The sequence below is a fragment of the Qipengyuania mesophila genome, assembly GCF_019711655.1.
Classification (GTDB): domain Bacteria; phylum Pseudomonadota; class Alphaproteobacteria; order Sphingomonadales; family Sphingomonadaceae; genus Qipengyuania; species Qipengyuania mesophila.
Genome location: NZ_JAIGNU010000001.1, coordinates 550,504 through 568,319, shown reverse-complemented (window position 1 = coordinate 568,319; position 17,816 = coordinate 550,504). Strand labels below are relative to the sequence as shown.

18 protein-coding genes are annotated in these 17,816 nt (G+C 67.5%); 5 read left to right on the top strand and 13 right to left on the bottom strand.

What is annotated here, in order from left to right; genetic code table 11:
• Window positions 1-51 precede the first annotated feature (51 nt).
• The gene (locus K3181_RS02840; protein WP_221600609.1) at window positions 52-1,314 is read right to left on the bottom strand and encodes an acetyl-CoA C-acetyltransferase; all 1,263 of its coding nucleotides are present in this window, start codon (window positions 1,312-1,314) and stop codon (window positions 52-54) included.
• A 95-nt stretch (window positions 1,315-1,409) separates the two neighbouring features.
• Between K3181_RS02840 and K3181_RS02835 the strand changes: the two genes are divergently transcribed.
• Together K3181_RS02835 and K3181_RS02830 are read left to right on the top strand one after the other, a co-directional pair.
• Window positions 1,410-2,168: a crotonase/enoyl-CoA hydratase family protein gene (locus K3181_RS02835; RefSeq protein WP_221600607.1), complete on the top strand. Its 759-nt coding sequence runs from the start codon at window positions 1,410-1,412 to the stop codon at window positions 2,166-2,168.
• A 43-nt stretch (window positions 2,169-2,211) separates the two neighbouring features.
• Window positions 2,212-3,375, top strand: coding sequence for an acyl-CoA dehydrogenase family protein (locus tag K3181_RS02830; RefSeq protein WP_221600577.1), 1,164 nt, complete (start codon window positions 2,212-2,214; stop codon window positions 3,373-3,375).
• A 52-nt stretch (window positions 3,376-3,427) separates the two neighbouring features.
• On the opposite strand, the gene K3181_RS02825 is transcribed toward K3181_RS02830, so the two are convergent.
• From K3181_RS02825 to tsaD, 11 genes are all read right to left on the bottom strand, one after another.
• The gene (locus tag K3181_RS02825; RefSeq protein WP_221600575.1) at window positions 3,428-4,438 is read right to left on the bottom strand and encodes a fumarylacetoacetate hydrolase family protein; all 1,011 of its coding nucleotides are present in this window, start codon (window positions 4,436-4,438) and stop codon (window positions 3,428-3,430) included.
• Window positions 4,439-4,450: 12 nt separating this feature from the next.
• Complete coding sequence (maiA, locus tag K3181_RS02820; RefSeq protein WP_221602807.1) at window positions 4,451-5,092, bottom strand: maleylacetoacetate isomerase; 642 nt, start codon at window positions 5,090-5,092, stop codon at window positions 4,451-4,453.
• On the bottom strand, window positions 5,092-6,267 hold the full coding sequence (locus K3181_RS02815; RefSeq protein ID WP_221602806.1) for an acyl-CoA dehydrogenase: 1,176 nt from the start codon (window positions 6,265-6,267) through the stop codon (window positions 5,092-5,094). The genes maiA and K3181_RS02815 overlap by 1 nt, the downstream gene beginning before the upstream one ends.
• 85 nt (window positions 6,268-6,352) lie before the next feature.
• The gene (locus K3181_RS02810) at window positions 6,353-6,739 is read right to left on the bottom strand and encodes a four-helix bundle copper-binding protein (RefSeq protein ID WP_221600574.1); all 387 of its coding nucleotides are present in this window, start codon (window positions 6,737-6,739) and stop codon (window positions 6,353-6,355) included.
• Between the two features lie 87 nt (window positions 6,740-6,826).
• Window positions 6,827-7,189: a response regulator gene (locus K3181_RS02805; RefSeq protein WP_247714842.1), complete on the bottom strand. Its 363-nt coding sequence runs from the start codon at window positions 7,187-7,189 to the stop codon at window positions 6,827-6,829.
• Window positions 7,190-7,253: 64 nt separating this feature from the next.
• Window positions 7,254-7,733, bottom strand: coding sequence for a hypothetical protein (locus K3181_RS02800; RefSeq protein ID WP_221600572.1), 480 nt, complete (start codon window positions 7,731-7,733; stop codon window positions 7,254-7,256).
• A gap of 107 nt (window positions 7,734-7,840) precedes the next feature.
• Entirely contained in the window at window positions 7,841-8,581 is a 741-nt protein-coding gene (locus K3181_RS02795; protein ID WP_247714841.1) for an OmpA family protein, read from the bottom strand.
• Window positions 8,582-8,623: 42 nt separating this feature from the next.
• Complete coding sequence (locus K3181_RS02790) at window positions 8,624-10,369, bottom strand: vWA domain-containing protein (protein WP_221600571.1); 1,746 nt, start codon at window positions 10,367-10,369, stop codon at window positions 8,624-8,626.
• A gap of 88 nt (window positions 10,370-10,457) precedes the next feature.
• The gene (locus tag K3181_RS02785) at window positions 10,458-11,960 is read right to left on the bottom strand and encodes a lipopolysaccharide biosynthesis protein (RefSeq protein ID WP_221600569.1); all 1,503 of its coding nucleotides are present in this window, start codon (window positions 11,958-11,960) and stop codon (window positions 10,458-10,460) included.
• Complete coding sequence (locus K3181_RS02780; protein WP_221600567.1) at window positions 11,957-12,949, bottom strand: NAD(P)H-dependent glycerol-3-phosphate dehydrogenase; 993 nt, start codon at window positions 12,947-12,949, stop codon at window positions 11,957-11,959. The genes K3181_RS02785 and K3181_RS02780 overlap by 4 nt, the downstream gene beginning before the upstream one ends.
• On the bottom strand, window positions 12,946-13,974 hold the full coding sequence (gene tsaD / locus K3181_RS02775; RefSeq protein ID WP_221600566.1) for a tRNA (adenosine(37)-N6)-threonylcarbamoyltransferase complex transferase subunit TsaD: 1,029 nt from the start codon (window positions 13,972-13,974) through the stop codon (window positions 12,946-12,948). Before tsaD ends, K3181_RS02780 begins: the two co-directional genes overlap by 4 nt.
• Before the next feature lie 96 nt (window positions 13,975-14,070).
• Here tsaD and hemC point away from each other — a divergent pair, with 96 nt between their 5' ends.
• Genes hemC through K3181_RS02760 form a run of 3 tightly spaced genes read left to right on the top strand, consistent with a single transcriptional unit; the run spans window position 14,071 to window position 16,575 of the window.
• Complete coding sequence (hemC, locus tag K3181_RS02770) at window positions 14,071-14,949, top strand: hydroxymethylbilane synthase (protein ID WP_247714959.1); 879 nt, start codon at window positions 14,071-14,073, stop codon at window positions 14,947-14,949.
• Window positions 14,946-15,638 (top strand): uroporphyrinogen-III synthase, encoded by a 693-nt coding sequence (locus K3181_RS02765; RefSeq protein WP_221600561.1) that lies wholly within the window; start codon window positions 14,946-14,948, stop codon window positions 15,636-15,638. Before hemC ends, K3181_RS02765 begins: the two co-directional genes overlap by 4 nt.
• 46 nt (window positions 15,639-15,684) lie before the next feature.
• A complete protein-coding gene (locus K3181_RS02760) occupies window positions 15,685-16,575 on the top strand; it encodes an MICOS complex subunit MIC60 (protein ID WP_221600559.1) in 891 nt (296 codons plus the stop codon).
• A 4-nt stretch (window positions 16,576-16,579) separates the two neighbouring features.
• Here the strand turns inward: K3181_RS02760 and K3181_RS02755 are convergent, their stop codons facing one another.
• Window positions 16,580-17,794, bottom strand: a complete 1,215-nt coding sequence (locus tag K3181_RS02755; protein ID WP_221600557.1) for an FAD-dependent monooxygenase — start codon at window positions 17,792-17,794, stop codon at window positions 16,580-16,582.
• Between the last annotated feature and the right edge of the window lie 22 nt (window positions 17,795-17,816).

Sequence of the window (17,816 nt, the reverse complement as noted above, 5' to 3'; positions counted from 1 at the left end):
CCTCTAGCCGCTTTCGCTTGCTTAGGCGAGGGCGCGCATGCTCATGCGGCGTCAACCGACGAAATCGTCGACCCGCTCAACGATGATCGCCGGTGCCATGCCGCCTGCGGCGCACATGGTGACGAGGCCGTACCGGCCGCCCGAACGCTCGAGTTCGTCGAGCGCGGTGCCGATGAGGATCGAGCCCGTCGCGCCGATCGGATGGCCCAATGCCATCGCCCCGCCGTTGATGTTGACCTTCTCGCGGTCGAGATCGAGGTCGCGGATGAACTTTTCGGCGACGACCGAGAAGGCCTCGTTGATTTCCCAGACGTCGATGTCATCCTTGGTCATGCCCGCCTTTTCGAGCACCTTCTTCGCCGCCGGGACGGGGGCGTTGAGCATCAGCGTCGGGCAGTCGCCCTGGTTGGCGTAGGCGACGATGCGACCGCGCGGCTTGAGGCCGTGTTCTTTCGCGTAGCCTTCCGAGGTGATCAGCAGCGCCGCCGCGCCGTCGACCACGCCCGAGCTGTTGCCGGCATGGTGGAAGTGCTCGATCTCGAGATCGGGATACTTGCGGTTGATCTGCTTGCGGAAAGTCGTGCCGCCGATCTCGAAATCGGCGAGCTTGGCGAAGCTCGGATTGAGCGCGGCCAGGCCTTCCGCGGTGGTTTCGGGGCGCGGGAATTCCTCGTGGTCGAGCGCTACACTGCCGTCTTCGTTGAGCACGGGCACTACCGACTTGTCGAAGCGGCCCTCGTCGATCGCGCGCTTGGCGCGCTGCTGGCTGACCAGCGCGAGCGCGTCGAGCGCCTCACGGTCGATGCCTTCCATGCTGGCGATCGCGTCGCCGCAGACGCCCTGGTGGCTCTGCGGGTGGAGCACGTCGAGCGCTTCGTTGCCCGATCCCATCAGCCGGGGGGGCAGGCCGGCATTGGCCTGTTCGGCGGCGAAGGCGGCGGTGTAGCTCATCATCTCGGTGCCGCCGGCGATGACGCAGTCTTCCATGCCGCTCATCACCGTTGCAGCAGCGAGGTTCACCGAGGTGATGCCGCCGCCGCAGAAGCGGTCGAGCGTGGTGCCGCTGGCGCTGATGTCATAGCCCGCCGCGAGCGCAGCCATGCGGCCGAGGTCACCGCCCTGCTTGCCGTTCTGGCTGCTGGTCGACCAGATGATGTCGTCGACCGTCGTCGTGTCGAGGTCGTTGCGCTCGCGCAAGGCGCCGAGCACGGTGGCCGCGAGATGCTGCGGATGGAGGTGCGACAGCGCGCCCTTGCCGGGCTTGCCGATGCCGCGCGGCGTCCGGACTGCGTCGATGATATAGGCTTCGGCCATGGCTCTTCCTCTCAGCTCTGATAACGGTTGACGTTTGCGTAAGCGTAGCCCAGCAATGGCGCAAGGCAAGTTTCAAATTGCAATGGGAGAGAGGTGTGAGCGAAGAGGTACTGACGAGCGAGGAGGACGGCATCCTGGTCGTCACGATCAACCGTCCCGAAGCCAAGAACGCGATGACCAAGGCCGCGGCGGAAGGCATCGCCGCGGCGATGGACCGGCTCGACAGCGACGATAGCCTGCGGGTCGGCATCCTGACCGGCGCGGGCGGCACCTTCTGCTCGGGCATGGACCTCAAGGGCTTCCTGCGCGGCGAGTCGCCCAGCATCGAGGGACGCGGCTTCGGCGGCATCGTACAGAAGCCACCCGAAAAGCCGCTGATCGCCGCGGTCGAGGGCTATGCGCTCGCCGGTGGGCTCGAACTGATGATCGCCTGTGACCTCGTGGTCGCCGATGCGGGCGCGAAATTCGGCATTCCCGAGGTCAAGCGCGGCCTCGTCGCGGCGGCGGGCGGGGTGATGATGCTGCCCGACCAGATTCCCGAACGGATCGCGATGGAGCTGGCGCTGACCGGCGATTTCATCACCGCCGCGCGCGCCTACGAACTCGGCCTGATCAACCGCGTGACCGACGATGCGCTGGCCGGCGCGAAGGACCTTGCCAAGAGCATCGTCGCCAACGGCCCGCTCGCGGTGCGCGTCTCCAAGCAGGTCATCAAGCAGTCGCGCGGCTGGCCGATGGACGAGCGTTACACCCGTCAGACGCAGCTGATCGCGCCGGTCTTCGTTTCCGAGGACGCACGCGAGGGCGCCGCCGCATTTGCCGAGAAACGCGCGCCGAACTGGAAGGGCAAGTAAGACCCTTCAGCGCGACACGAGAACACCCGAGAGGACCAGAGAGATGCCCGTAATCGACGTACCCCAGCCCGAGTTCATGGAAGACGAGGAGATCGCCATCTTCGCCGATGCCGTGGGCAAGTTCTACCAGCAGCACGCGCCGCAGAAGCGGATCATGAAATGGCGCGAGGACGGCCAGGTCGAACGCGAGTTCTGGAACGAGGCGGGGGCGGCGGGCCTGCTCGGCGTCTCGGTCCCCGAGGAATACGGCGGCCATGGCGGCGACTTCCGCCACGACATGGTGGTGATCGACCAGCAGGCCAAGCACGGCGTCGAAGGCTTCGCTGCGAGCCTGCACAATACCATCATTCTTCCTTATCTGGTGCGCCACGGGACCGAGGAGCAGAAGCAGAAATACCTGCCCAAGCTGGTCACCGGCGAACTGGTCAGCGCCATCGCCATGACCGAACCGGGCGTCGGCAGCGACCTCCAGAGCATCACCACCACCGCGCTCAAGGATGGCAACGGCTACCGTATCAACGGGTCCAAGACCTATATCTCGAACGGCCAGACCGCCGATTTCATCATCGTCGTGGCCAAGACCGATCCCAACGAGCGCGCCAAGGGCATCTCGCTGATGCTGCTCGAGACCGAGGGGGCGGAAGGCTTCCAGCGCGGCAAGAAGCTCGACAAGGTCGGGCTCGACGCGGCGGATACCTCCGAGCTGTTCTTCGACAATGTCTTCGTCCCGGCGGAAAACGTGCTCGGTGGGGTCGAGGGCAAGGGCTTCTACCAGCTGATGGGCGAGCTTGCGCAGGAGCGCCTGGTGATCGCCATGGGCGCGGCGACGGGGATCGAGAAGGCGCTCGAAGTCACGCTCGACTACGTCAAGAACCGCAAGGCTTTCGGGCAGACGATCTGGGATTTCCAGAACACCCAGTTCGTGCTCGCCGACCTCAAGGCGCGCGGCACCGCGGCGCGCGTGTTCGTCAACGATTGCATCGCCAAGCTGCTCAAGGGCGAGCTCGATGTGGCGACCGCGGCGATGGCCAAGTACTGGGTCACCGAGCTGCAGAGCGAGGTGGTCGACAAGTGCCTCCAGCTCCACGGCGGGGCGGGCTATATCAACGAATACCCGATCGCGCGCATGTATCGCGACACGCGCATCGCGCGCATCTTCGGCGGTTCGAACGAGGTCATGAAGATGCTGATCGCCCGCTCGATGTAGGCGAAGCGAGCAGCCGAGTGGGAAGGGCGGCCGGCTAGCCGCCCTTTTCGCATCAGGCCTGGACGACCACCTGCTCGATCGCGCCGAAGATCGAATGCCCTTCGGCGTCCTTCATCTCGACGCGGACGGTGTCGCCCGGCGCCATGAAGCGCGTCTTGGCTTCGCCCTGGGCGATGGTCTCGATCATGCGGATTTCGGCGATGCAGCTGTAGCCGAGACCGCCCTCTGCCACTGGCTTGCCGGGATCGCCGTCGGGGCCCTGGTTGGAGACGGTGCCCGAACCGATGATCGTCCCAGCGCCGAGATCGCGTGTCTTGGCGGCATGCGCGACGAGGTCGGCGAGGCTGAAGGTCGCATCGACCCCGGCATTGGCCCGGCCGAAGGGCTGGCCGTTGTAGTCGACCATCAACGGCAGGTGGATGACGCTGCCCTGCCAGGCATCGCCAAGCTCGTCGGGGGTCACCGCGACGGGGCTGAAGGCGCTGGCGGGTTTCGACTGGAAAAAGCCGAAGCCCTTGGCCAGCTCGTCCGGGATCAGCCCGCGCAGCGAAACGTCGTTGACCAGCATGACCAGCTTGATGTGGCCCGCCGCATCCTCCTTCGACACGCCCATCGGCACGTCGTCGGTGATGACCGCGATCTCACCTTCCATGTCGCAGCCCCAGCTGGTGTCCTTGAGCGGGATGTCGTCGCGCGGGGCGAGGAAGGTGTCGCTGCCGCCCTGATACATCAGCGGGTCGTGATAGAAGCTCTCCGGCACCTCGGCGCCGCGTGCCTTGCGCACCAGTTCGACGTGGTTGATGTAGGCCGAGCCGTCGGCCCACTGGTAAGCGCGCGGCAGCGGCGAATGCGCCTCGCGCTCGTGGAAGCGCTCGCACGGCACGGCCTGATGCTCGACGTCAGTGTAGAGCGCCTCGAGCTTCGGCGCGATCTCTTCCCAATTGTCGAGTGCGGCCTGCAGCGTCGGCGCGATGTTGTCGGCGGCGCAATAGCGGGTGAGGTCCTTCGACACGACCACCAGCTTGCCGTCGCGGGTTCCGTCCTTGAGTGTGGCGAGCTTCATGGTTGGCCTCTCTTACTGGTTTTCTGGGTTGTCGGGCTGCGCGTCGGGATGGGCGCGCTGGAATTCAGGCAATGCGAGGCAGGCCTTTTCGATCCGCTCGATATGCGGCTTGTCGCCGAAATCGAACTCGAAGCGCCGCGCATTATAGACCTGCGGCAGCAGGCAGACCTCGAAGAAGCCGGGGGCGTCGAACAGGAATTCGCCCGTGTCGAGCTGCGCGAGGCGCGCCTCGAGCGGATCGAGCGTCCGGGCGAGCCAGTGGCGATACCAGGCGCCGATCTCGTCCTGCGACTTGCCGTATTCGTTGGCGAGATACTTGAGTACCGGCAGGTTGAGCGGTGCATGCAGCTCGGTGGCGATGGCATAGGCCAGTTCGCGCGCGACGTAGCGGTCCTCGATGGCCTCGGGCAGCAGCGGGCGCTCGGGAAAGGCCTCGTCGAGCCACTCGATCTGCGCCATCGACTGGACGTAGTCCCTGCCGTCGACCTCGAGCAGCGGGACCGAGCCGAACGGGTTGCGGCTGGTGAAGGCTTCGCCCTTCTGTTCGGAGGTAAGCAGGTTTACCGGGACATATTCGTATTCGAGCCGCTTCAGCTCCAGCGCGATGCGCAGGCGGTAGGAGGTCGAGCTGCGATAATATCCGTGAAGCCTGATCAAAACGCAGCGATCCCCGTGATGGCGCGGCCGAGGATCAGCGCATGGACGTCATGCGTGCCCTCGTAGGTGTTGACCGTCTCGAGGTTCACCATGTGGCGGATCACCTGGTATTCCTCCGAAATGCCGTTGCCGCCGTGCATGTCGCGCGATTTGCGCGCGATATCGAGCGCCTTGCCGACATTGTTGCGCTTGACGATCGAGATCATCTCTGGCGCAAACTTGCCCTCGTCCATCAAGCGGCCAACCCTCAAGCTCGATTGAAGTCCAAGTGATATCTCGGTCATCATATCGGCGAGCTTCAACTGGTAGAGCTGCTTGCTGGCGAGCGGGACGCCGAACTGGTGCCGGTCCAGCCCGTATTGCCGCGCGGCATGCATGCAGAATTCGGCGGCGCCCATCGCGCCCCAGCTGATGCCGTAGCGCGCGCGGTTGAGGCAGCCGAACGGGCCCTTCAGGCCCTGCACCTCGGGAAGCAGGGCATCTTCGCCGACCTCGACCTCGTCCATCACGATCATGCCGGTGGTCGAGGCGCGGAGGCTCAGCTTGCCCTTGATCTTGGGGGCGGAGAGCCCCTTCATCCCCTTTTCGAGCACGAAGCCGCGGATTCCGCCGCCATGCGCCTCGCTCTTCGCCCAGACGACGAAGACATCGGCGAAGGGCGAGTTCGAGATCCAGGTCTTCGAACCCGAGATGACGTAGCCGCCGTCGACCTTCTTCGCGACGGTCTTCATGCCTGCAGGGTCGCTGCCGGCGTCGGGCTCGGTCAGGCCGAAGCAGCCGATCAGCTTTCCGCTGGCGAGACCGGGCAGGTATTTCTTGCGCTGTTCCTCCGACCCATAGGCATGGATCGGGTACATCACGAGGCTCGACTGGACGCTGGCCATCGAGCGGTAGCCCGAATCGACGCGTTCGATCTCGCGCGCGATCAGGCCGTAGGCGACGTAGCTGGCGCCCGCGCCGCCATATTCCTCGGGCACGGTGGCGCCGAGAAGGCCGGCTTCGCCCATCATCGGGAAGAGTTCGGGATCGTCGACTTCGTTCGAGAAGTTCTCGATCACCCGCGGCTGCAGCTCGCCCTGCGCGAAGGCGTGGGCGGCGTCGCGGATCATCCGCTCGTCCTCGGTCAGCTGGTCGTCGAGGTTGAAGGGATCGTCCCAGGCGAAAGGCACCATACCGGCCATGTGGTCTCCTCTGTTTCAACCGTGCCACTGGCAGGGTTGCCCGCGCGGGGCAAGACCCGCGCAGGCTTGGGATCACTCACTTCACCAGCGGCAACGCCTTTCGGCAATCCTCCGCGCATTCGCGGCACATTTCGGCGCAAAGCTTGCAGTGCGGGTTGTCGTGGCCCGCGCATTCCTCCGCGCAGGTCTCGCAGGCCGTGATGCAGGCTTCGATCTGCGCTCGCAGCACCTCGATATTCTGCGCCGTCCGACGCGTGGCGAGCCGCGCGGTCGCGGCGCAGACATCGGCGCAGTCGAGGCAATTGCGGATGCACTGCGCCATGTCCATGTCCTCAGCCACGCAGGCGTCGGCGCAGCTGGTGCAGAACAGCGAACAGAGCATGGCGTGCCGCGCGGCGAGGACGAGTTCTTCGGTCTCGTTCTTCACTTGCGGGTGGGCGGCGATCATCTTGGGGAGCGACATGCGGCTTCCTTTCCTGACAGAGCATGGGTTCTGCCTGGAGAATGGATGATGCCGTCCCGACGTTCCGGCAGCCCCGGAACGGAACCGTCAGGCCGCGTCGGCCGCGCGCTGAATGCTGTCGATCACCGCGGCAGGCGGGCACGGCTTGCTCAAGGCCTGCGCGTTGGGGAAGCGTTGCGAGACCTCGCCGGGGGTCAACTGGCCGGAGTGGAAGATCACCTTCACGTCTTCGGCCATCATCTGCTCGGCGAGCGGATAGACGATTCCGTCGCCCAGTTGGACGTCGAGAATGGCGATGTCGGGCTTGGACCGCTGATAGGCGAGCATGGCCGAGGACAAATCCTCGAACGGCCCTTCGACGTCGTAACCGGCTTCGGCGACCGTATCGCACAGGTCGTAGCCGACGATGAGTTCATCCTCGGCGACGAGCACGCGTAGTTGCTGACCCATATTCGCTCTCCTCGCATACCGACCCAATGGACTCGAATGCCGAAGGAGAGATATTGTTCCGCCGTCAGCTCAGCTTTCCGTAACGTTCGGCGAAGCCGGTATCGTCGCCTTGGGCCAGAAACTTCGCCTGGCCGACCCAGTCGTCGCGGCGGATTCGACCCTGGAAACGGCCGAGCTCGGCATCGATCCGGTCGATCTCGTTTTCGTCCCATGAGGCGATCTGCGCGAAACTCGTGACGCCCAGCCCATGAAGCGTTGCGGCGAGCTTGGGGCCGAGGCCCTTGATCCGCGTCAAATCGTCGGTCCCTGCCGAGGGCGCAGTGGGCGCCACACCGGCGGGCGGCTCCATCGGCGTTGCCGCGGGGGCGCTGTCGATCAGCGCGCGGTTGCGTTCCGCCGGTGCCGCGCCTTCATCGAGCACGTCGCGGCTGGTGCCGGTCACGCGCGTCCGGCGCGAGGCGTGGAACACATACCAGGCGATGGCGATGCCGACGACCAGCGCGGCGACGATCAGGGGCCAGTAGGTCTGCAGCAATTCGTTCACGGGCTAGTCCTCCTCATGTTCCTGGCGGCCCCACAGGGCCCAGCCTATGCCGACCCCGGCACCATAGGCGGCAACCATCAGCGCGGCGAGTTCGAACCACAGCGGCATCAGCGCGCTCCCGGCGTGTCGACCGGGGTCGGGTGGAGCGGCTCGGTGCGGATGACCGAGAATTCGATCCGGCGATTGGCTGGATCGCTCGGCGCAAGGCCCTCGACCGGATGGCTCGAGCCGACCCCGCTGGCGCGAAGGCCATCGCGCGGGATGCCGCGGCGGACCAGCGCTTCGCGCACCACCCGCGCGCGCTGCATGCTGAGCGCGATATTGCCCGGTTCCGAACCCTGATCGTCGGTATGACCGGTGATCGCCACGATCGAGCCGAGGCAGGGGCGCAGCGCCTCGGCGACCTCGTCGAGCAGCATTCGGCTCGCGGGCAGCAGCGCGCTACTCGCTTCCTCGAAGCGGATCGATCGGGTGCGGAGCAGTCCCTCGACGTCCTCCTGGCAATGGAGCGGCTGGTAGGCGGGCTCGTCGCTTTCGGCGCGCAGCGTGCCATCCGACCAGGTCACCCCGCCAACGCCGGGGATCGATGCGACTGCCCGGGCCACTTCGGCACGGGTCTCCTCGTCGAGCTTCTCGCCGCCCGAGAGCAGCGGGTGGCGCGAGAGCGATCCGACACCGTTGGCGAAGCGCGCAGTCACGGCACTGCCGCCGGCCTCGGCGATCGCCTGCGAAGCCTGGTCCTCGAGCCGGTCGATGAAGTGCGGCGCCATCGGTTCGGCCAGCAAATAGGCGCTCGTGCCCGTCAGCAGGGCTCCGGCCAGAATGACAATGACGGGGCGGATCGGCATGGCGCTCGCTTTAGCCATCATCCGCCCCGCCTGCCAAGCGGCCTATTCGAGTGTATCGGCGGTCTTCACCAGCTGGAGGAACTCCTGCCGCCAGAAGTCGCGCTGCGGGCCTGCCAGCGCGACGATCTGCGGATAGGAATAGCTTCCCAGCAGGGCGTCGCCGCGCAGCTTCTGGCCGAAGGCCGCGACCGCGGTGGCGAAGGCGAAGTCTCCGCGCGGCGCCTGCGCACTCCGCAGCGCCGAAGCGGGCACGACGTGGCTCAGCAGCTGCGAGGTGTCGCCGTCGGGGCGCTTGTAGCGCAGCTTGACGAAGGCGGCCTCCGCCGCAAGGTCGCTCGCGCGCGCATCGGGCTCGTCCTCGTAGCGGCGGGCGGGGATCCAGCCCTTCGCACCGGCGGGCACGATCTCGTAGATTGCGGTCACCTGGTGGCCGGCGCCGATATCGCCGGCGTCGACCGCGTCATTGTCGAAATCTTCTTCGCGCAGCGCGCGGTTCTCGTATCCGAGCAGGCGGTACTGGCCGACCACGGCGGGGTTGAACTCGACCTGGATCTTCACGTCCTTGGCGATGGTGAAGAGCGTTGCACCCATCTCGTCGCCGAGCACCTTGCGCGCCTCGAGAGCGCTGTCGATGTAGGAATAATTGCCGTTCCCGGCGTCGGCGACCTGCTCCATCATCGCGTCGTTGAGATTGCCGCGCCCGAAGCCGAGCACCGACAGCGAAACGCCGCTCTCGCGCTTCTTTTCGATCAGCTCGACCAGCGCATCGCGGTCGGAGGTGCCGACATTGAAATCGCCGTCGGTGGCGAGGATCACGCGGTTGACGCCGCCCGCGATGCGGCTGCTCTCGGCAATGCGATAGGCGAGTTCGATCCCCGCGCCGCCTGCGGTCGAACCGCCGGCCTCGAGTTGCTCGAGCGCATCCCTGATCTTGCGCTCGTCGTTGGTGGGTTCGAGCACCAGGCCCGCCGCGCCGGCATAGACGACGATCGCGACGCGGTCCTTCGCGGAGAGCTGTCCGGCCAGCTGACGCATCGCGGTCTTTACCAGCGGCAGCTTGTCGGGGCTCGCCATCGAACCCGAAACGTCGAGCAGGAAGACGAGATTGGCCGGCGGCCGCTCCTGCGCGGGCATGTCGTAACCGGACAGGCCGATCCGCAGCAGCCGGGCATCGGTGTTCCACGGGCTGGCCGCGACGTCGGTGTTGACCGTGAAGGGTTGTGCCGGGCTGCCGGGGCGGGGGTAGTCGTAGCGGAAGTAGTTGATGAACTCCTCGGTCCGCACCGCTCCCTTTGGCGGCATCTGCCCTTCGGAAATGAACCGTCGCGCATTGGCATAGGCGCCGGTGTCGACATCGACCGAAAAGGTCGAGACCGGCTCGCCGGAGACCAGCTTGACCGGGGACACTTCCTCGCCGTCATACTGGTCGCGGCTGGGCGGGGTCGGCACGAAAACCGGCGGGAAATAGCGATAGCCCGGATCGACGACGACCGTGCCGCTCTGGGAGTCGATGACCTCGTCCGACGTCACGACCGTCACTGGCGAAGCCGATTCCATGACCGCTCCGTTCCGCATGCGCGAACCGGTAACGACGACCGCCTGCGGAGGCGCATAGTCCGGCGACGCTGCGGGTGGGGGCGGCGGCGGAGGGGGCGGCGGGGCACGCCTCTGGCTAGCGGTGTCGGCTTTCGCCCCGGTAACGATGATCTCGTCGCCGCCCGACGGCGTGGTGCATCCGGCGATCAGCGCGGCGAGCGCGCAGGCGCCCAGCATCTGGGTGTAACGCATTGGCAGTCCTCCCCGAATTTCGGTGATATAGAGTTACATCGCCGCGGGGTGAATGCCGACTGAACGTGCGCCCGCCGACGTATTGAGGTCACCCGGCCGGGGCTTCGTCCTTGTCGAGATTGCGACGGAACAGGACGCGGTCCTCGGGCCCGAAGCCGCGCGTCCAGATTACGAAGCCATAGACTGCGAGGATCGCGGGAATGCCGACGATCAGTTCGGCCCATTCGGGCAATTGCGTCGCCAGCCAGCCGACGACCACGGCGGGGGCCGCCGCCCAGACAAGCGGCCAGCGGAAGGTGTTGATGCTCTGGTCGAGGTATTTGCCCAGCAGCACGGCCTTGACGAGGCTGGCGGTGCCCAGCGCCACCATCAACGCGATCGCGGCGGCTGCAGCCTTGTAGGGCTCGCCGTATCCGCCCGCGACCATTGCCTCGATCAGCACCACGGTCAGCACGCCCTGCAGCGCGATGGTGCCGATCGAGATCCACAGGTTCTTAACCCGCGCGACGTAGATCAGCACGGCTTCGGAGACGACCGCGGTGGCGGCGACCACTTCCGCCGCGAGCAGGAAGGCAAGCGCGCCCGTGCCGCCGACGAATTCGGGCCCGACGAGGCCCATGACCGCTTCGCCCGGCACGCCCAGCGCCAGCGCGATGCCCGCCTGCATGGCGACGATCCAGAAGCCGACCTGGCAGACCTGTCTGGCGATCGCCTCGTAATTCTTCGTCTTGAGGTTCTTGGTGATGACCGGCCCGAGGATCGGTTCGAAGCTGGTCTTGAGCTTCTGCGGCAGGCTCGCGACCTGCTGCGCGATATAATAGACCCCGACCGCGGTCGGCGCGGCGAACAGGCCGAGGATGAAGATGTCGAGCCGGCGGGTGCCCCATTCGATCGCGTCTGCGGTGGCCAGAGGCAGCGCGCGAACCGTCATGCGACCCATGTAGACCGGGTGCGGGCGCCATCCCCTGGGTGGCCCGTAGCTGCGGAAAAAGGACCACAAGCCCGTCGCCAGCCCTGCATAGATCGAGGCGAGATAGGCCATCGCCAGTCCGGATTCCGAAGTCGCCGGGAAGTAGTAGAACGCGCCCGCCATGATCGAGATGGTCCAGGGTTCGACCACCGCGCGGGCGCGAACGGTGGTGGCGATATCGTATCTGTAGGCCTGTGCGGCGAGGACGATCTCGGTCAGCGCATAGCCGGGGATGGCGAGCACGATGAAGCGGTCGAGCGCGGTGAACTCGCCGCTCGGGAACAGCGGGGCGGGGACCAGCCAGAAGAAGGCCGCCGCGACCAACGAGAACAGCAGCGCGAGCAGCATGCCGTCGTAAACGAGGTTCGCCGGATGCGCCTCCTCGTCCTCGGCCAGGCGCTGCGCGAGCCCGCGTTTCTCGCCCATGGCGCAGACCAGCGCAACCAGTTCGACCACCACCAGCGCCGAGGCGAAGCGGCCCAGCGCATCGGGGCCGTAGAGCCGCCCGGCGATGAACAGGAAGGGCAGCCGCGCGACGAGCCGCAGGAGGAAGCCGAAGAAGTTCTGCCGTCCGCCCTTGGCCAGCGCGGAGAGGTCTTCGTCTGGCTTTTCTTCGCTCACCCGGCGGCTTCCTGTTCGGCGCGTAACGGACGCGCGAGCAGTGCCGTGACGACTTCACCGGGTGCATCGCCCTTGAGAAGATCGTACACCGAAGTGACGATGGGCATGGCGACGCCGTGCCTCGCGGCCAGTTCGACCAGCACGGGCGCGGTATGCGCGCCTTCGGCCACGGTACGGCGGTCGGCCATCAGTTCCTGCGCGCTGGCGCCTTCGCCGAGCGCCTTGCCAAGCGAGAAATTGCGGCTCGAGGTGGACGAGCAGGTGAGCACGAGGTCGCCGAGGCCGCACAGTCCCGCGAGGGTCTCGGCGCGCGCCCCGAGCGCCTCGCCGAAGCGGAGCATCTCGGCATATCCGCGCGCGATCAGCGCGGCGCGGGCGTTCTGGCCGAGGCCGAGCCCGTCGACCACGCCGCAGGCGATGGCGAGCACGTTCTTGACCGACCCGCCGATCTCGGCGCCGGTGACGTCGTCCGAATAATAGGGCCGGAAAGCCTGGCGCGCGATCACCGGGGCGATCCGATCCCATTGATCCTCGCCGCCCGCGCAGGCGAGCGTGACCGCGGTCGGGAGGCCGGCGGCGACCTCATGCGCGAAGGTCGGGCCCGAGAGGACTGCGATCGCGCTGCCGGGCGCGGCATCGCTGGCGACATGGTTCATGAGGCGGCCGCTGCCCGCCTCGATGCCCTTCGAGCACAGCACGAGGTCGCGCGGATGCGACGGCATGGCGGCGAGCACGCTGCCCATATGCTGCGCCGGAGTGACCACCAGCAGTGTGTCGAGCGCGGCCATTTCGGAGAGGTCGCCCGTGGCGCGGATGGTTTGGGCCAGCTGTGCAGAAGGCAGGAACAGCGAGTTCGTGCGGGCGGAATTGATCTCCTCGACCAGTTCTTCCTCGCGTGCCCAGACGAGCACTTCGCGTCCGTCGCTTGCGAGCATCTGCGCGAGCGCGGTGCCCCAGGCACCGGCACCGAGTACTCCGACCTTGGTCATGCCTTCACTCCCGCGCCGCGCACCGGTTCGGCTTCCGGATCGAGTGGCCAGCGCGGACGAGCGGAAATGTCGAGCGGGTCGGACTGGCCGAGGCGCTCTATGCCCGCCCATGCGATCATCGCGGCATTGTCGGTGCAGAGTTTCGGCGGCGGCGCGGCGAAGCGCATGTCGTGGTCTACCGCCAATTGCTCCAGCGCCGCGCGCACGGTGGCATTGGCCGCGACCCCGCCCGCGACCACCAACGTGTCGACATCGTCCATCTCGGCGAGCGCGATACGCAACCGGTCGGTTACGCAATCGACGGCCGCCTGCTGGAAGCTCGCGGCGATGTCGGCGGTCTCGTATTGGCCGCTCTCATGCGCGCGCAGCACCGCGCTCTTGAGGCCGGCGAAAGAAAAGTGCGGCTCGCCGCTGCCGACCATCGGTCGGGGCAGGGGGACGGCACGCGCATCGCCTTCCAGCGCCGCGCGTTCGACCGCCGGGCCACCCGGAAAGCCGAGCCCGAGGATCTTGGCGGTCTTGTCGAAGGCCTCGCCCAGCGCATCGTCGATCGTCGTCGCGAGGCGGCGGTATTCGCCCACGCCGTCGACGCGGAGGATCTGGCAATGCCCGCCCGAGACGAGCAGCAGCGCATAGGGAAAGGCAATGCTTTCGTCGGCGAGGCGCGGGCTCAGCGCATGGCCTTCGAGATGGTTGATCGCGATCAGCGGCGTGTCGGTCGCCATCGCCAGCGCCTTGGCGCTGACCAGCCCGACCATGACCCCGCCGATGAGGCCCGGCCCGGCGGTGGCGGCGATCGCATCGCACTCGCTGAGCGCTATCCCGGCATCCTCGAGTACCCCGGCGATCATCGGGGCGAGCCGTTCGGCATGCGCGCGCGCGGCGATCTCGGGCACCACGCCGCCGAAGGGTGCGTGGTCTTCGTCCTGCGAGGCGATGCGCTGCGCGACGATGTGCCGTTCGCTGTCGACCAGTGCGACCGCGGTTTCGTCGCAGGAGCTTTCTATGCCGAGAACCAGTGCCATCCCGCTTTCCCTTAGCGGCATGGCTCGCTAGGGCAAGCGCACCCTATGTCGACCCAGCCCATTCTCCGCCTCGGGACCCGCCGCTCACCGCTTGCCATGGCGCAGGCGCACGAGGCGCGCGCGCGGCTCTGCGCGGCGCATGGGTGGGACGAATCGGCGGTCGAACTGGTCCCCGTGGTCGCCAGCGGCGACAAGGTGCAGGATCGCCCGCTCGCCGAGATCGGCGGCAAGGCGCTGTGGACCCGCGAGCTCGACCAGTGGCTCGTCGAAGGCCGCATCGACGCTGCGGTCCATTCGATGAAGGATGTCGAGACGCTCCGCCCGGGAGCCTTCGCCATCGCCGCCATCCTTCCGCGTGCCGACAAGGCCGACCGGCTGCTCGGCGCCGCCTCGATCGCGGCCATTCCCGCCGGCGCGCGTGTCGGCACCAGTGCCCCGCGCCGCGCGGCGCAATTGCTCCACCTTAGGCCGGACCTCACCGTCGTCGGCATTCGCGGCAATGTCGCCACGCGCATGGCCAAGCTCGAGGCGGGCGAGGCCGACGCGACCTTCCTCGCTGCTGCCGGGCTCGACCGGCTGGGCGAGGACGCGGTCGGCGTCGGGCTCGATCCCGAAGAATGGCTTCCTGCGCCCGCGCAGGCGGCGATCGGGATCGAATGCCGCGGCGACGATGCGCGGGTGCGCGAGTTGCTGGGCGCGATCGACCATGCCGAAAGCCACGCCGAAGTGTCGGCCGAACGCCGCCTGCTCGAAGGGCTCGGCGGATCGTGCCACAGCCCTATCGCGGCCCTCTCGCGCAGCGCGGAAGGCAGTATCGCCCTGACGGCGGCGATCTTCAGTCCGGACGGCACAATCCGGATCGCCGACAGCGCGAGCTTCGTTGCGGGGGACCAGAGCGCCCCGCTCGATCTTGCGCGCCGCCTGCTCGACCAGGCGCCGCCCGCGGTCGCCGCGCATTTCCGACAGGCCGCGTGAAGCCACTGTTCCTCCTCCGGCCCGAGCCGGGCTGGTCGGTCAGTGCACAGATGGCGCGCGACATGGGGCTCGATGTCCATGGCCGGCCGCTGTTCGACATCGAGCCGGTCGAATGGGAGGTGCCGCCGGCGAAGGCCTATGACGGCCTGCTAGTGGGCAGCGCCAATGTCTTTCGTCACGGTGGCAAGCGGCTCGAAAAGCTCACCAAACTGCCCGTCCATGCGGTGGGCGAAGCGACCGCCGATGCGGCCCGTGCGGCAGGATTCCTGATTGGACGGACGGGACGCGGGGGGCTGCAGAACCTGCTCGACGATCTCGCCGGGCGCGAACTGCATCTGTTGCGGTTGGCGGGCGAGGACCGCGTGACGCTGCGCGTGCCCGACGGGATCGCGATCGATACCCGCACTCTCTACCGCGCCGAACCCGGGAGCCTGGCCGAGGAAGATATCGCGCTGCTGCGCGACGGTGGGGTGGTGGCGCTGCATTCGGGCGCGGCGGCCGAACGCTTCAAGGTCGAATGCGATCGCCACGAGCTCGATCGGACGCGAATCGACATCGCTGCGATCGGCCCGCGGGTCGCCGAGCTCGCTGGCGAGAGCTGGGGATCGGTCCATACGGCCGAAGCGCCCGGGGACAGCGAGCTACTGGCCTTGGCGCAGAGCTTGTGCCAGACCGGCGGGGATGGATAGAAGGGTTCCCGCGAGAGGGGCCGATGGGGTCGCGGAACGGATTTTGATGAACACAACACCCAGCACCCGGCGCAAGGGACCTTCGGCGAGGCCGGTCCTGGTCGCCGTGCTTGCCAGCTTCCTCCTTGGGGGAGCGGTGGCGGGATACGCGGTCTACACCATGATCGACCGCGAGACTCCGGTCGACGCGAGCGCCGCATCCGAACCCCGGACTGCCGCCGACCCCGCCACCGCGGACCCTTCGCCTACCCCGAGCGTCACGGCGAGCCAGGCGGCGCAAAAGGCGGTCGAACGCGTGGCCGAACAGCAGGGCGGCATCGACCAGCGGCTGGCGGCAGCCGAACAGCGCCTCGCCCGGCTCGACCTGCAGGCGCAGGCTGCGGCGGGCAACACCGCACGCGCCGAAGGCCTGCTGATCGCCTTCGCCACCCGCCGCGCGCTCGAGAAGGGCGCGGAGCTGGGTTATCTTGCCGACCAACTGCGGCTGCGCTTCGGCGACGCCATGCCCAATGCGGTCGACACGATCATCAGCACCAGCCGCGACCCGATCACGCTCGACCAGCTGATCGCGCGGCTCGAAGGCCTCTCGCCCAAGCTCGCCAAGCCGAACGACAGGACCGGCTTCCAACGCTTCGGCGAAGAGCTGGCGCAATTGTTCGTGATCCGCCGCGAAAGCGCGCCGTCGCCGCAGCCGGAGCGCCGCCTCGACCGTGCACGGCTGTTCCTCGAGAGCGGGCGGACCGAATCGGCGATCGCCGAGGTGCGCAACCTGCCCGGCGCCCAGCAGGCGACCGGCTGGATCCGCGATGCCGAGCGCTATGCCGCGCTGCAGCGCGCGCTCGACCTGATCGAAACTGCCGCCGTACTCGAACCGCGTCGCCTGCGCGACGGGGGGGGCAACCGCATCGAGCAGCCGAGCCCGGTAGAAGAGAACTGACCGCCTAGGCCTTGAGCAGTTCGGGCAGGTCGCCCGAGATGCCGCGCGCCTCGTCCATGAAGAAGCGCTTGAGCCAGCCCGAGCGCTGGATCCCGGCCATGCCGAAGCGGCGCACCGCGCTCGCGGTCTTGCCGCGCAGGCCGAAGATCCGCGTCAGGCTGTCGGTCGCGCCCATCACCATGAGCGAATCGAGCGCGCGCCACTTCTCGTATTTCGCGAGCACCTGCGCGTCGCCGAGGTCGAGCCCGAGCCGCGCCGCCTCGTCGAGCACCTCGACCAGCGCGCCGACGTCGCGCAGGCCGAGGTTGAGCCCCTGGCCCGCGATCGGGTGCATGCCATGCGCGCTGTCGCCGACGAGTGCGAGGCGCTGCTCGACGATCTTCGCGGTGTGCTGGAAGGTCAGCGGGAAGGAAGACACCTTGCTGTTGAGCGAGAGCTCGCCGAGCAGGTCGCCCATGCGCTTGTACACCTCGGCGAGGAAGGCGCGTTCGGACAGCTTGAGCACGCCTGCGGCGTCCTTCTCGTCGACCGTCCACACCAGCGCGCTGCGATGCTGCCCTTCGGGCCCGTCGAGCATCGGCAGGAGCGCGAAGGGACCGTCGGGATAGAAGATTTCCCAGGCGACGTTCTCGTGCGGCTTGGTGTGGTCGAGCCCGACGATCATCGCGCGGTGGCTGTAGTCCCAGCTCGCCATCTTGAAGCCGGCTTCCTCGCGACTGGGCGAGCCGCGCCCTTCCGCGCCGACCATCAGCGCGGCTTCGAGCACGCGGCCGTCGCCGAGCGTCGCCGAGACGCCGAATTCGCCGCGCTCGCGCGAGACGACCTCGACCGGCGCGTGCCATTCGATCAGCGGCTGCTGCGCCGCGGCCTCGTGCAGCGCGAGGCGTAGCTGGCGATTGGCGAACATACGCCCCAGTGTGCCTTCGTGCGGTTCGGGGCGGAAATCGAGCCGGCCGGGCTTCATTTGGTCGAGCACTGCGATGGCGGCGATGTCGCAGCCATGGGGTTCGAGCACGTCCTCGAGCCCGATGTGGCGGAACAGCCGCCAACTCGCGGTCGAGATCGCCGAGGCGCGGCCGTCGAAGCCCTCGGCGGTCAGGCTGGCCGGATCGGCGCGATCGACCAGATGGCTCGAAAAGCCCTTCTTCGCCGCGGCCAGCGCCAGGGTCATGCCCACCAGGCCGCCGCCCAGGATCAGCAGGTCTCGCTTGTCTGTCATGGGGTGTGTCCCTAGAGCGGCC

What these genes read in the sequence shown, in the direction of transcription:
- K3181_RS02815 (WP_221602806.1), bottom strand. Translation starts at nt 6,267, where the DNA reads ATGGTGCCTTTCGCCTGGGACGATCCCTTCAACCTCGACGACCAGCTG.
- K3181_RS02810 (WP_221600574.1), bottom strand. Translation starts at nt 6,739, where the DNA reads ATGTCGCTCCCCAAGATGATCGCCGCCCACCCGCAAGTGAAGAACGAG.
- K3181_RS02780 (WP_221600567.1), bottom strand. Translation starts at nt 12,949, where the DNA reads ATGACCAAGGTCGGAGTACTCGGTGCCGGTGCCTGGGGCACCGCGCTC.
- K3181_RS02760 (WP_221600559.1), top strand. Translation starts at nt 15,685, where the DNA reads ATGAACACAACACCCAGCACCCGGCGCAAGGGACCTTCGGCGAGGCCG.
- K3181_RS02825 (WP_221600575.1), bottom strand. Translation starts at nt 4,438, where the DNA reads ATGAAGCTCGCCACACTCAAGGACGGAACCCGCGACGGCAAGCTGGTG.
- K3181_RS02790 (WP_221600571.1), bottom strand. Translation starts at nt 10,369, where the DNA reads ATGCGTTACACCCAGATGCTGGGCGCCTGCGCGCTCGCCGCGCTGATC.
- K3181_RS02805 (WP_247714842.1), bottom strand. Translation starts at nt 7,189, where the DNA reads ATGGGTCAGCAACTACGCGTGCTCGTCGCCGAGGATGAACTCATCGTC.
- K3181_RS02830 (WP_221600577.1), top strand. Translation starts at nt 2,212, where the DNA reads ATGCCCGTAATCGACGTACCCCAGCCCGAGTTCATGGAAGACGAGGAG.
- K3181_RS02795 (WP_247714841.1), bottom strand. Translation starts at nt 8,581, where the DNA reads ATGCCGATCCGCCCCGTCATTGTCATTCTGGCCGGAGCCCTGCTGACG.
- hemC (WP_247714959.1), top strand. Translation starts at nt 14,071, where the DNA reads ATGGCGCAGGCGCACGAGGCGCGCGCGCGGCTCTGCGCGGCGCATGGG.
- tsaD (WP_221600566.1), bottom strand. Translation starts at nt 13,974, where the DNA reads ATGGCACTGGTTCTCGGCATAGAAAGCTCCTGCGACGAAACCGCGGTC.
- K3181_RS02755 (WP_221600557.1), bottom strand. Translation starts at nt 17,794, where the DNA reads ATGACAGACAAGCGAGACCTGCTGATCCTGGGCGGCGGCCTGGTGGGC.
- K3181_RS02840 (WP_221600609.1), bottom strand. Translation starts at nt 1,314, where the DNA reads ATGGCCGAAGCCTATATCATCGACGCAGTCCGGACGCCGCGCGGCATC.